We start from the raw sequence: 12,921 nt of genomic DNA on the forward strand, positions 1-12,921 counted from the left end.
AGAAATATTTACATAAATAATTTATTTTCAGAAATATATGGGTATTTTAGGAAAGGGATTTGCTATATTCCTAATATAAGATATAATGAAAAGCACTTTAGCTCATATAAAAAAACCAGACTTTCACTGAAAGTCTGGTTTTAATATGAATTCAAATTTTAAAAGAATTATACTTTTCCTAACGTATATAATTGTTCCATTGTAGGAGTCAAACTTCCTCCTTTAGGCTCAAGTGTAATTCCAAAAGCTTCAGCTTCATTGGCATTATTCACTGCAAATAATTTTTGCTCATTTACATCAAAGTCTTCTAATAATCCAATGCTGGTTGGAGTCAACGGGCTTAATTTTAAAGCCCAAACCTGATACACCATTCCTTCCGGTGGTTCAGGTAAACCTGCTGCATCTATATAGACAACCTTGGTCTCTTGATTCCAATACACTTTAGCCGAAGATTCGGGAGCAACTGCTTGTCCACCAAGAGCTACAACCGTATTTTTAATGTCTCTGACAACCGCTAAACTTGTTTCGTTAGCCGCATTTTTTAATTTCAAGACATTAAACTCTTTTTCTAGTTTTGCTTTTTCAATTTCAGTATTAGCCACTTGCGTTGATGTTTGGTTCAACTGATTGTATTGGTATCCAATACCTACCAATAATAACACAGCTGCTGCCCATCCAATGTATTGAGACCTGTTTTTACGAGGTTCTAATTGAATGACTTCGGCATGTTTCAGCTCTAATTTCTCTTTAATTTTTTCGAAATTAGCTACCGAATGAAATGGTGAAAAGCTAGATGATAGTGCAACAATCGCTTTTTCAATAGCTATAATTTCAGCATTTATTTCCGGGTTATTTTTTGCCATAGCTGTAACTTCTTCGTTTTCGTTTTCACTTAATAAACCGTAAACATAAAGTTCCAGAATTCCTGATTCAATATATTCTTTTGTTTCCATTATACTTTCAAATAATTTCGTAGATCGTTAATACAATTTCTATTTTGCGTTTTTACCGTTCCTAAAGGAATTGCCAATTCGTCCGAAGCTTCCTGTTGGGTATAGCCTTTGAAAAACAGTAAATCAATTATTTGAATACATTTTGGTTTCAGTCTTTTTACAAATTCCTGTAAACCTATAGTATCCACTTTGTCCGACAGTTTCGAACTGTCTTCAAAGTGATTTACGAAATTATCAGTAGAAAGGTTTTTTTGACTGTTATTAAAATTCTTAGAACGCAGTTTATCAATAGAAGTATTTCGGGCAATATTCAGTATCCAAGTATAAAATCTTCCTTTGCTTTCATGGTAGGAATCAATGTTTTTCCAGATTTTAACAAATACTTCCTGTAGCACGTCTTCGGCCTCTTCTCTATTTTTTACAAGAACATTAATTACCGAAAATAAACTTTTGGAATACATATCATAGAGATGTGTAAATGCTCTTTCGTCTTTCTTGTAAATTAATACTAATAATTCTTCTTGACTCATACGTTTATTTATTTAACTAATACAAACTTATACATTCTTATCTAAAAATAACAGATTATCTAGTTGCCAACATCAAAATAAAAATAATTTTACTTTTTTTAAGTATTTAAATTATTAATAATCAGTTGTTTGTGTATTATTTTAATTTTTTTTTAGTATTTAAAAAACCAAATCGGAAACAATACCGTAAATGCATTTATAACCTTTTAATTTAAAACAAAATGAAAAAAACAAAAATGCTTTTAGGTCTGTCGCTAGTGGCGGTTTCGGGCTTAATTTTAGTAGCAGCGGATCACATTGATGCACCGGCTACAATGTCAGGAGACGCAGGTGATATTACAGATGTTTATGCTTTTCAAGGGCAAAACACAAGTAATTTAGTATTTGCAGTAAACACTCAAGGATTGTTAAGTCCTAATGCTACTGGTGCTGCCACATTCAAAGATAATGTGATGGTGGAAATAAACATTGACAATAATGGTGACAATGTTGAAGATTTAGTGATTCAGGCAATTAAGAGAGACGACAAAATGTATTTCTTTGGACCTGTAGCTCCAGGAACAACTGGAACTTCAAGTACCGTTAAAACTGCAGCAGCCTCAGGAAGTGTTACTATATCTAAATATGGTACAGCAGCTTTGACAGCAGAACAAAACGGAATGAAATTTTTCGCAGGACCAAGAGACGATCCCTTCTTTTTTGATTTAGGTCGCTTTCAAGCAATTCTTGGCGGAACAGCTACAGGATTTAATAATCCGGGGACAGACACATTTGCAGGTACTAATGTAATGTCTATAGTTGTTGAAGTTCCAAAATCAATGTTGGGTTCATCAAGTACTGTTGGTGTTTGGGCTGAAACTAAGAAAAAACAATAATTAAATTTATTTAAAAAAAGCAAAAACATGAAATCGAAGATTTTTGATTTCGAAAAAATTTTAAAATATAAACATCATGAGTAAAACAAATAAATTCAAAATTATAACAATCGCACTAGTAGCTGCAGTTGTTTCAGTAAATTGTGATAATGACGATTCAAACGGTGATTCTAGTGTAAGCCTTGATTTTTCAGGCACTTATGTTCAGCAAGATCAAATGGCGAGACCAGCAATCAATACAGTATTCGTTGCTTCAGGACAACCTAAAGATGATTTCAATGCTGCCATTCCATCAGCAATGGGAGCTAAATACCAATCTATTTTTCAATCCAGATTATTGGCTTTGAATCCTGCATATACTACAAATGCTTTAGGACAAACTGCCGCGCAGCTTACAGGTCTTTTAGCTACAGATGTATTAGGAGTGTCTAAAACTGCACCAACAACTTTCTTTGACGGAACTAATGTTTTGACAGGAAGAGCTTTGGCAGATGACGTAATAGATGTTGAATTATTATTGATTTTTGGAGGACCAATGGGAACTTCTAATCCAGGTCTGACTAAAGATAATGTAAATGCAAATGATAAGGCATTTGGAACAACTTTCCCTTACCTAGCTTCTGCTTGGTAGTATTTCCTCAAAAAAAACAGAGCGTTTACAACATTACTATTCGCTCTGTTTTTTTTAATAAAACAAACAAACAAACAAACAAACAAACAAAATAATTAGAGTATGAAAACTTTAAAAACAACTTTCCTTTTTGTTTTCACAACCCTACTTTTATTAGGTTGTGAAAGTAAATCAGAAGAAATCACCAGCAAAGAAGACTATTCTAAATACTTGAGTCTAAAAGACAATAAATCGTTGTCTTTTGCTCATAAAGAAATTGATTTTTGGCAGAAAAAATATAACGGTGCTCCAAACCAAATCAGTTATTTAAGTCAACTTGCGGCAAACTATAACACACTTTTTGAATATACTGGTGATATCAAAAACTTATATAAATCAGAAGATTTATTGACTAAATCAAATGAAGCATACAATTATTCAAGGGTTTCCACAGTTCGATCATTGGCAAGAAATTATATTTCACAACATAGGTTTAAGGAAGCACTTGAACTTGCTAATAAAGCATTAGCTATAGGCGAAGGAAAAAAAGAAACTCAAAAATTACTGTTCGATGTTCAAATGGAATTGGGAAATTATCCGGAAGCGGTTAAAAATCTGAATGCAATAAGAGACATGAATAGTTTCGATTATTTGATTCGCTTGGCTAAATGGAACGATCACAAAGGCGATTTAGAAACGGCGATAACTTTCATGGAAAAGGCACGAGATATTGCTGAAAAAGAAGACAATAAAGTGCTGAAAATCTGGTCCTATTCGAATTTGGGGGATTTTTATGGACATTCTGGAAGAATTCAAGAATCGTACGATAGTTACCTCAAAACATTAGCACTAGATCCTAATTATTCCTATGCGTTAAAAGGAATTGCATGGATTGTTTTTTCTAAAGAAAGAAATGTAAACGAGGCCAATAGAATTATTGATGCTATTGCAGCAACTCATAATACACCGGATTTTTATTTATTGAAATCTCAAATTGCTCAATTTGAAGGCAATAAAAGTGAGGAAGTAAAAAACAGAAATGCCTATTTTTCTATGATGGAAAAGAATAATTATGGTGCGATGTACAATAAATACAATGCTCTAATTTATGCTGATGATAAACAAACCGCTCAAAAAGCATTAGAAATTGCCAAAATTGAAGTAGATCACAGACCTACAGCTGATTCTTACGATTTATTAGCTTGGGCGTATTTAAATGTAGGAGAAAATAAAAAAGCATTAGAAATTGCTCAGAATCATGTGGTTGGAAAATCCTTTGAACCAAAGGTGCAATACCACTTGGCAATGATTTACAAATCAAATAATTTAGCGCTCAAAACGAAACCTATTAAGGAGGAATTACTATCCAGTTTATATGAATTGGGTCCTAATTTCGAGAAAAAGGTAAATCAATTATAGCGTATGAAAAATATTATTTTAGTGTTGATTATCCTTTTTGGAGTGTCAACTTATGCCCAAATTCAAAAAGGTAAAGTGTTGGATAGTGACGGTAATCCTGTTGAAAACGCATATTTAGTGAATACAAATTCTGAAAGCCATGCACATACCAATGAATTTGGGTTGTTCAGTTTGGATAAAACGGTTCTAGGTGATATTATCAAAATAACCGCTTTAGGATATAAAAAATCAAATTTCACTATTGTTTCCTCTGATGATACAATTATCATTGAAGATGATATTTTTAGATTGAATGAAATCGTAATTCAACCGAAACTTTCCGCAATGAATGTTATTTCAAAAATAGATTTGCAAACGACTCCAGTGAATTCTTCTCAGGAAATTCTTAGAAAAGTTCCTGGATTATTCATCGGGCAACATGCCGGCGGAGGAAAAGCAGAGCAAATATTTTTGAGAGGATTTGACATCGATCACGGAACTGATATTGCCATTTCAGTAGACGGAATGCCAGTAAATATGGTGTCTCACGCACATGGTCAAGGTTATGCAGATTTGCATTTTGTTATTCCGGAAACGGTAGAAAAAATAGATTTTGGAAAAGGAACGTATTATGCTAACAAAGGGGATTTTGCAACGGCAGGATACGTTACCTTCCAAACTAAAGATAAAATAGAAAAAAGTAGTATTGGCGTAGAAGTAGGACAATTTAACACGCTGAGAACGGTAGGACTTTTTAATCTTTTGGGCAACCAAAAAACACAAAGTGCTTACATTGCCACAGAATATATCTTGACAGATGGTCCGTTTGATTCTCCTCAAAATTTTAATAGAATAAACTTGTTAGGGAAATATTCCGCTATTTTGAAGGATAACAGCAAGTTTTCAATTTTGGCTTCTCGCTTTTCAAGCAAATGGGATGCTTCGGGACAAATTCCGCAGCGTTTGGTTGATAATGGAACGATTTCAAGATTTGGTGCTGTTGATGATACCGAAGGAGGGAATACATCCCGAACCAATTTTAATGCGAGTTTGAGCAAACCAATTGATGAAAATACATTTTTGAAAGCGAATGCTTTTTATTCAAACTATCAATTTGAATTGTATTCTAATTTTACGTTCTTTTTGGATGATCCTATTAATGGGGACCAAATTAAACAGAAAGAAAATCGCGATATCTATGGAATGAATGCGGAGTTGAATAAGAAGACGAAAATAAATGATACAGATGTTTTGTTGCAATTTGGAGCTGGTTTTCGTGCCGATGCGACAACAGATACGGAGCTTTCACACACTTTGAACAGAAGAACGGTTCTTGAGAATATAAAATTAGGTGATATTGATGAATCAAATTTGTTTACTTATTTGAATTCAGAATTTAATTTTGGGAAACTGATGATTAATCCGGCCATTCGATTGGATTATTTCAAATTCAATTATCAAGATAAATTGATGGAGAATTACAAAACACAATCGGAATCAAAAGTTAAGTTTTCTCCAAAACTGAATTTCATTTATTCGCAAAATAATAATTTGCAGTTTTTTGTAAAATCAGGAATGGGTTTCCATTCGAATGATGCTCGTGTTGTCGTTCAAAACAGTGGAAAACAAATTTTACCAACCGCAATAGGAACAGATATTGGTACCATTTGGAAACCATTTCCTAAGTTGATTGTGATTTCAGCTTTATGGTATTTATTTTTAGAACAGGAGTTTGTTTACGTTGGAGATGCCGGAATTATTGAGCCAAGCGGAAAATCAAAACGTATGGGAGCAGAGCTTGGATTGCGTTATCAATTGAACGATTGGTTGTATTTTGATGCTGATGCAAATTATACGTATGCCAGAAGTATTGATGAACCAAAAGGACAAGATTACATTCCATTAGCACCAGATTTCACTACTACCGGAGGATTAAGTTTCCAAAAGTTGAATGGTTTTTCAGGAGGAATTAGGTATCGTTATTTAAAAAATCGTCCGGCAAATGAAGATAATTCTATTGTTGCCAAAGGTTATTTTATTTCCGACTTAAATGTTAATTATCAATATAAAAATATCAATTTCGGAATTGCAGTAGAGAATATTTTTGACACGGCATGGAACGAAACACAATTTGCCACTGAATCCAGGCTTCAAAATGAGCCTGAAAGTGTTGAAGAAATTCATTTTACTCCAGGAACGCCTTTCTTCATGAAAGGAAAAATTACCTATACGTTTTAAATACCACATTAAGATTTGTTGTTTATTTGTTTGGAAGCCTGGCATTTTCATAGTGTCAGGTTTTCTTTTTTATTTAACTACTGTTTAACTAAAAAATGCTTTGATAAAACAAATTTTTATCTAATTTTATAAAAAATTTCAATTATGAAAAATCTAGTATACATAGCGACTTGCGCTTTGATGTTATTTAGTTGTCAAAACCAGGCACAACCACAAAAATCTGAAAATAAAATGAGTACACCAGTAGTTGCTAAAGAAACGATTTATCAGTTCAAAGTAGAAGATTTATCAGGTAAAAGTTTTGACTTTGCTTCTTTGAAAGGAAAAAAAATCATGATTGTAAATACCGCTTCAAAATGTGGATTAACTCCACAATACAAAGATCTTGAAGCAGTTTATAAAGAATATAAAGACAAAGGATTAGTAATTGTAGGTTTTCCAGCAAATAACTTTGCGTCACAAGAGCCAGGAACTAATGAAGAAATTGCAACTTTTTGCCAAATGAATTATGGAGTTACTTTCCCAATGATGGATAAAGTTTCTGTAAAAGGAGATGACATGGCGGCTATTTATCAATTTTTGACTCAGAAATCTAAAAATGGATTGCAAGATTCAACTGTAGAATGGAATTTTCAAAAATACCTAATCAACGAAAAAGGGGAATTGGAAAAAGTAATTGCTCCAAGAACATTAGTAACAGATCCAGAAGTATTGAATTGGATTAAAGCATAATTTTCTACCGCTAATTTGATAATTTTTATTAAGTAAATAATCAAAAGAGATTTTCAGTCAAATGAAAATCTCTTTTTTTTGTGGTTTAAGTAGGTGTCGAATATTTTCTAAAAATTTAAACATTAAGAAATTAAGTTACATTAAGAATCAGAGCTTAATTTTTCTTAATTTCTTAATGGTTTATTTTTTCTTTAGAATTTTTCGTTTTTGAAAATTTCAGCTACAGCAGCTTCGTAATTCCGAATACTTTGCGCTTTTTTTATTTTTTTTAAAACCTTATGGGGATTCGAAAAAGTAGCTGAAAAATATTCCCATAAATGGTACATCTTCAATAAAATATGGGTTGAACCAGAAAGAGATTCACTATAAATAGAATACAAAGTATCGTGGAACGCACTGAACAATTCTATTTTGTTTGCAGGATATTCTAATGTATTGTTTTTTATCATACTGGGTAAAAATGGATCCGAAATTAATCCTCGGCCAATCATCCAATGATCAATAGTTGGAAAGCGTTGCTGCATTTCATGAAATTTAGCAACGGAGGTTATATCACCATTGTAATACAATTTATGTTTGGTATTATCTACACATAACTGAAACGCATCTAAGTTTACGCCACCTTTATACAATTGCTTTCCAATGCGAGCATGAATCGCAATATTCTTAATAGGATAGGTATCTAAAATAGGTAAGACATCCAGGATTTCTTCACTGTTTTCATACCCCAAACGCATTTTCATAGACACAATAATGTCAGATTCATTGTGTGCTCTGTGAAGGATATTGTTGATTTTTTCGGGATTACTTATTAAGCCGGAACCCATGCCAGACTTGGTCACCATAGGATAAGGACAGCCTAAATTCCAGTTTAATTCTTTATAACCCAATTCTCTAACATATTTTGCTACAAATAAAAATTCATCGGCATCGTTTGTTATCACTTGTGGAATTACCTCTAAATCAAGATTATTCTCTGGAAGCAGGTCGCGTTCGTAAGATGGTTTGATAACCATTTTTCCGTTTAAGCGAATGTAAGGCGAGTAAAAAGTGTCAATTCCTCCAAATAATTTGTTTTGGGCATTTCTAAAACGAAAGTCGGTAAATCCCTGTAAAGGCGATGAAAGTAAGGTATAATCCATGAAATTTTTAGTTGCGCAAATATACTATAAAGTAGCAGGTCTTAAAGTTATAAAATTCATAAAGTCAAAACATAGCACAAAATGAACTACATGATGATAAAATTCGCTTTATTCTAAAATCAATTGCATGAACACAGAGTGCAACCAACGATCAAATTTATAACCGGATTCCTTGATGATTCCCACAGTTTTAAAACCAAATTTCTCATGAAATTCTACACTGCTTTGATTTTCAGCATCAATTACGGCAATCATGGTATGTAATTTCTGATTCTTAGCAAGACGGATTAATTCCTGCAGCAGAATTTTTCCAATACCTTTCCCATGGTGGTCTTGGTTGACATAAACTGAATGTTCAACCGTAAATTTATAGGCTTCCCGAAAACGAAACTCACTATACATTCCAAAACCAACAACTGTCCCCTCTAATTCCGCTACAATCACCGGGAAGTTTTTTCCAATTTTTTCTTCGAGTATGGCTTTTTGTTGCTCAAATGTTCGGATGTTGTAATCATACAGCGCTGTGGAGTGCAAAATATTGTAATTAATTATGTCCAAAATAGCCTGAGTATCTTCCGTTTTATAAGCTCGTAATTTAATTTCCATGTGTTGTTTATTTGCTTCAAAATTAAGAAATAACCGTTAAAAATAAAGGAAAAAGGGATGCAAGTTTGTAACTTTGTATTTCAGAAAATTTACACAATGATTTACCCCAAAATACCTTTAGCACAAAGCATTATTGAAATTTGTTTGGCCAAAGGAATCACCACCATAATTATTTCTCCGGGTTCTCGAAATGCCCCGCTTACAATTGGTTTTGTAAACAATCCCGCCTTTCAATGTTACAGTATTGCTGATGAGCGTTCGGCTGCATTTTTTGCATTGGGAATCGCACAACAAACCAAGCAGCCAGTGGCATTGGTCTGTACTTCCGGTTCTGCATTATTGAATTATTACCCAGCTTTTGCGGAAGCATTTTACAGCCAGATTCCTATGATTGTGATTTCGGCAGACAGACCGCAAAGCAAAATTGATATTGGTGACGGACAAACCATCCGACAGGAAAATGTATTCGAAAACCATTCGCTATACAATGCTAATTTGCATGAAGATGTTTCAGCCGAGAATGATTTAAAAATTAACGAAGCGATTAATACGGCTATCACTCAAAAAGGTCCTGTTCACATCAATGCGCCTTTTGAAGAGCCCTTATATGAAACCGTTTCTGAGCTTTCAGTTAAAGTCAATACTGTTGCTTTCGCAAATGCTACTCAGACGATTTCCATGGAAGATGTTTTAGAATACGCAACGATTTGGAACAATTCCACCAAAAAAATGATTCTGGTTGGCGTGAATGAACCGAATGCAATCAATGAAAAAATAATTGAGGCTTTCGCCAAAGATGAGTCGGTTGTAGTGTTGACCGAAACGACTTCTAACTTGCATCATGATACTTTTATCAATAATATTGACACGATAATTACGCCTTTTACGAATGAAGATTTTGAAAATTTTCGTCCGGAAATATTGGTGACTTTTGGCGGAATGGTCGTTTCAAAACGAATCAAGGCTTTTTTAAGAAAATACAAACCAAAACACCACTGGCATATTGATTCTTGGAGAGCGTATGATACGTTTGGCGCTTTGACTAAACATTTTGAAGTTGACCCAAATGTGTTTTTTGACACTTTCTTGCCACTTATAAACGCAATAGAAAGTAATTATTTCGAGCAATTAGACGCTGTTAAAGCGTTGCGAAAGCTAAAAAGTGATATTTATTTAAACAAAATTCCTTTTTCGGATTTTAAAGTTTTCGAAAAAGTGATGCACTGTTTGCCCATCAACAGTCAATTGCAAATCAGCAATAGTTCAGCGATTCGATATGCACAATTAATAGATATTGATCCTTCCATTGAAGTGTATTGCAATCGTGGTACCAGCGGAATCGACGGAAGTACTTCTACTGCTATAGGTGCGGCTGTCTCGTCTTTAGGACGAGATGATAAACAAACTGTTTTTATAACAGGAGATATTGGATTTTTGTACGATAGCAATGCGTTATGGAACAATTATATCCCAAAGAACTTCAAGATTATTTTAATCAATAATGGAGGTGGCGGAATTTTTAGGATTTTACCAGGACACGAAGAGAGTCCTGTTTTTAATACTTTCTTTGAAACTTCCCATTGTTTAACTGCGGAACATTTGGCTAAAATGTATGGTTTTGAATATAGTATTGCCAGCGATGAAGCTAGTTTATCAAGAAGTTTGACCGCTTTATATGCTCAAAATGAAAAACCAAGTATTTTGGAAATTTTCACACCCACATTAAAAAATGACAGCATTTTACTGCAATATTTTAAAGAATTAGTCTAATATTTTTTTCTAATTCGTGAAATGAGATGAATTAATGTTTAAATTTGGTTATATAAAAACCTATTAATCAATAACAAAATCTTAATTTATGAGTGCAAGAGAAGAATTAATTGTAAAGTACGCCGCTGATTTAAAAGACAAATGTGGTGTAAGTCCAGACATGGATTTGTTGACAAAAGTAACTATTGGTTGTGGACCGTCAATTTATAATGCTGATTCGGCAACGGTTGCCGGAAGTCAGCAAGCCGAATTAGATACGGTAAAAAACAATTTCTTAATCAAGAAATTAGGACTTAGTGACGGACCGGAATTAGATGCGGCAATAGATGCCGTGATGGAAAAATACGGTCGTTCTAACAAGAATAAATACAGAGTGGTAATTTATTATTTACTGACTGTTCACTTCAAAAAAGAGAGTGTTTACAATTAATATTTAATTTGTAAATGATACCCATAAAAAAAGCGTTTGCCTCAGGCAAACGCTTTTTTTATTTAGTATTGAATGCTTTTTAGCGAATTGGTATTGGAAAAACCGGTAAACTGGAATGTCCTAATGCATCTACAGCTTGAACAGCGAAGAAAAAATTGTCTTTAGAATATGGGATTTCAGCTTTTGTGTCTTTAACAAAAATTGTTTTTTCCCAATGCTGTGATGACGTCTCTCTGATAAGAATGTTATATCCATAAACCGACTTTCCTTCAGGAGCTGTCCAAACTAAAGTAGAGAAATTAGTCAAATCCTTTACTTCAATTCCTACGTTTGTAGGTGCTTTAGGTGACCAAGCCAAATTGCTGAATGTAGCCAAGTTAGAACAGGTCACTTTCTTCATGTATTCAAAGTCCATAAATTCAGCTAAATCACCGTACTGGATGTTGTTTTCTTTTCGCACGTTTTGATGTTGGTGATCGTAGTTTTCGTTCATTTCACAAAAACGAATCGCTGTAAATCCGTTTTGACTGAATGGAGTGTGATCTCCTCCACGCAAGAAACGGTCGTTGCGATAGACTAAATTAATATCCAGTTGCTCTACATATTGATTCGTAACTGTTTTGATATATCGGGCTAATTGTCTCGATGGACTGTCATTATCACGATTGGTAGATTTACGCATTTTTGATTCTGCTTCCGTTTCTAAGAATGGAATTGTTTCACTGAAAACGCGAACTTTAGTATTGTCTCTCAATAAAGTTCCGCTGGATAAACTGTTTCCAATCATGTCATTATTGATCATCGCAATTACATTCCATTTTCCATCTTTGGCAACATCCGCTAAATGTTTAGCTCCGTACAATCCTTGTTCTTCACCAACAACTGCCACAAAAATCAGCGTAAAAGGGAATTCTCTTTGGCTCAATATTCGGGCAAGTTCCATCATCGCTGCAACTCCAGAAGCATCGTCATTAGCACCTGGCGCATCTGATTTAGCATCCATAACATCTGAAGCACGGGAATCTAGATGGCCGCTTATGATCAATACACGATCATCTGTAGGGTCAGTTCCTTTTAAGGTTGCCATCACGTTCCCCAACTGGCTGTCGGTGGTAATACGTCTTCCGTCTGCTTTGATGGTAAAAAAATCAATAACTGAAGTTAGTCTTCCGTTTGATGCCAAAGCATATTTATCAAACTCTGATTTTACCCAGCGTTGCGCCGCACCAATACCGCGGGTGTTGCTTTTGGTGTCACTTAATGTATGTCGGGTTCCAAAGGATACGAGTTTACGAACGGTAGCTTCCATGTTTTTCGATTGTACTTCGGTAATCATTTTTTTTATTTCGGGATCATCGACTGTGGTTTGTGCGTAATTGGTATGAGAAATGAATAGTAGTAGGAACAAACAGAATATTGAGGTTGGTTTCATTAATAGGTTTTTTTAGTTTTCTCAAAGTTAGTAAAAAAGAAAAAGAAAGTATAAACGAAATTGAGTTTTAAGATTTGTTTAATTATCTATCAATGCTACTTAGAAATTATTTCTAGCTCTAAAAGCCTTTGATTTTGAGATGCCCTTCTTAGTATCTGACCACTTAATCAATGGTTTTTATTGATTGTGGTTTAGAAATTCTTTT

General features: G+C 33.9%; 12 protein-coding genes. 7 read left to right on the top strand and 5 right to left on the bottom strand.

Features of this window, described 5'->3' with window-relative positions; genetic code table 11:
• Positions 1-167 precede the first annotated feature (167 nt).
• Positions 168-953 (bottom strand): anti-sigma factor, encoded by a 786-nt coding sequence (locus DR980_RS02430; protein WP_113633681.1) that lies wholly within the window; start codon positions 951-953, stop codon positions 168-170.
• A complete protein-coding gene (locus DR980_RS02435; protein WP_091170368.1) occupies positions 953-1,483 on the bottom strand; it encodes an RNA polymerase sigma factor in 531 nt (176 codons plus the stop codon). Before DR980_RS02435 ends, DR980_RS02430 begins: the two co-directional genes overlap by 1 nt.
• 221 nt (positions 1,484-1,704) lie before the next feature.
• Between DR980_RS02435 and DR980_RS02440 the strand changes: the two genes are divergently transcribed.
• The 5 genes from DR980_RS02440 (at position 1,705) to DR980_RS02460 (ending at position 7,336) form a co-directional block, all read left to right on the top strand.
• Complete coding sequence (locus DR980_RS02440) at positions 1,705-2,358, top strand: DUF4331 family protein (RefSeq protein WP_113633682.1); 654 nt, start codon at positions 1,705-1,707, stop codon at positions 2,356-2,358.
• A gap of 76 nt (positions 2,359-2,434) precedes the next feature.
• Positions 2,435-2,989, top strand: coding sequence for a DUF4331 family protein (locus DR980_RS02445; RefSeq protein WP_113633683.1), 555 nt, complete (start codon positions 2,435-2,437; stop codon positions 2,987-2,989).
• Positions 2,990-3,091: 102 nt separating this feature from the next.
• Entirely contained in the window at positions 3,092-4,387 is a 1,296-nt protein-coding gene (locus DR980_RS02450; protein ID WP_113633684.1) for a tetratricopeptide repeat protein, read from the top strand.
• A 3-nt stretch (positions 4,388-4,390) separates the two neighbouring features.
• Positions 4,391-6,604, top strand: coding sequence for a TonB-dependent receptor (locus DR980_RS02455; RefSeq protein ID WP_113633685.1), 2,214 nt, complete (start codon positions 4,391-4,393; stop codon positions 6,602-6,604).
• Positions 6,605-6,835: 231 nt separating this feature from the next.
• Positions 6,836-7,336, top strand: coding sequence for a glutathione peroxidase (locus DR980_RS02460; protein ID WP_394335932.1), 501 nt, complete (start codon positions 6,836-6,838; stop codon positions 7,334-7,336).
• 191 nt (positions 7,337-7,527) lie between these two features.
• Here the strand turns inward: DR980_RS02460 and DR980_RS02465 are convergent, their stop codons facing one another.
• On the bottom strand, positions 7,528-8,478 hold the full coding sequence (locus DR980_RS02465; RefSeq protein WP_113633687.1) for a tRNA dihydrouridine synthase: 951 nt from the start codon (positions 8,476-8,478) through the stop codon (positions 7,528-7,530).
• Positions 8,479-8,586: 108 nt separating this feature from the next.
• Positions 8,587-9,084: a GNAT family N-acetyltransferase gene (locus tag DR980_RS02470; RefSeq protein ID WP_113633688.1), complete on the bottom strand. Its 498-nt coding sequence runs from the start codon at positions 9,082-9,084 to the stop codon at positions 8,587-8,589.
• Between the two features lie 96 nt (positions 9,085-9,180).
• Between DR980_RS02470 and menD the strand changes: the two genes are divergently transcribed.
• Together menD and DR980_RS02480 are read left to right on the top strand one after the other, a co-directional pair.
• Complete coding sequence (menD, locus tag DR980_RS02475) at positions 9,181-10,854, top strand: 2-succinyl-5-enolpyruvyl-6-hydroxy-3-cyclohexene-1-carboxylic-acid synthase (protein WP_113633689.1); 1,674 nt, start codon at positions 9,181-9,183, stop codon at positions 10,852-10,854.
• A gap of 88 nt (positions 10,855-10,942) precedes the next feature.
• On the top strand, positions 10,943-11,284 hold the full coding sequence (locus tag DR980_RS02480; protein WP_113633690.1) for a DUF2853 family protein: 342 nt from the start codon (positions 10,943-10,945) through the stop codon (positions 11,282-11,284).
• 79 nt (positions 11,285-11,363) lie between these two features.
• On the opposite strand, the gene DR980_RS02485 is transcribed toward DR980_RS02480, so the two are convergent.
• A complete protein-coding gene (locus tag DR980_RS02485) occupies positions 11,364-12,716 on the bottom strand; it encodes a M28 family metallopeptidase (RefSeq protein ID WP_113633691.1) in 1,353 nt (450 codons plus the stop codon).
• Between the last annotated feature and the right edge of the window lie 205 nt (positions 12,717-12,921).

Source organism: Flavobacterium psychrolimnae, assembly GCF_003312425.1.
GTDB lineage: Bacteria > Bacteroidota > Bacteroidia > Flavobacteriales > Flavobacteriaceae > Flavobacterium > Flavobacterium psychrolimnae.

What these genes read in the sequence shown, in the direction of transcription:
- DR980_RS02430 (WP_113633681.1), bottom strand. Translation starts at nt 953, where the DNA reads ATGGAAACAAAAGAATATATTGAATCAGGAATTCTGGAACTTTATGTT.
- DR980_RS02435 (WP_091170368.1), bottom strand. Translation starts at nt 1,483, where the DNA reads ATGAGTCAAGAAGAATTATTAGTATTAATTTACAAGAAAGACGAAAGA.
- DR980_RS02440 (WP_113633682.1), top strand. Translation starts at nt 1,705, where the DNA reads ATGAAAAAAACAAAAATGCTTTTAGGTCTGTCGCTAGTGGCGGTTTCG.
- DR980_RS02445 (WP_113633683.1), top strand. Translation starts at nt 2,435, where the DNA reads ATGAGTAAAACAAATAAATTCAAAATTATAACAATCGCACTAGTAGCT.
- DR980_RS02450 (WP_113633684.1), top strand. Translation starts at nt 3,092, where the DNA reads ATGAAAACTTTAAAAACAACTTTCCTTTTTGTTTTCACAACCCTACTT.
- DR980_RS02455 (WP_113633685.1), top strand. Translation starts at nt 4,391, where the DNA reads ATGAAAAATATTATTTTAGTGTTGATTATCCTTTTTGGAGTGTCAACT.
- DR980_RS02460 (WP_394335932.1), top strand. Translation starts at nt 6,836, where the DNA reads ATGAGTACACCAGTAGTTGCTAAAGAAACGATTTATCAGTTCAAAGTA.
- DR980_RS02465 (WP_113633687.1), bottom strand. Translation starts at nt 8,478, where the DNA reads ATGGATTATACCTTACTTTCATCGCCTTTACAGGGATTTACCGACTTT.
- DR980_RS02470 (WP_113633688.1), bottom strand. Translation starts at nt 9,084, where the DNA reads ATGGAAATTAAATTACGAGCTTATAAAACGGAAGATACTCAGGCTATT.
- menD (WP_113633689.1), top strand. Translation starts at nt 9,181, where the DNA reads ATGATTTACCCCAAAATACCTTTAGCACAAAGCATTATTGAAATTTGT.
- DR980_RS02480 (WP_113633690.1), top strand. Translation starts at nt 10,943, where the DNA reads ATGAGTGCAAGAGAAGAATTAATTGTAAAGTACGCCGCTGATTTAAAA.
- DR980_RS02485 (WP_113633691.1), bottom strand. Translation starts at nt 12,716, where the DNA reads ATGAAACCAACCTCAATATTCTGTTTGTTCCTACTACTATTCATTTCT.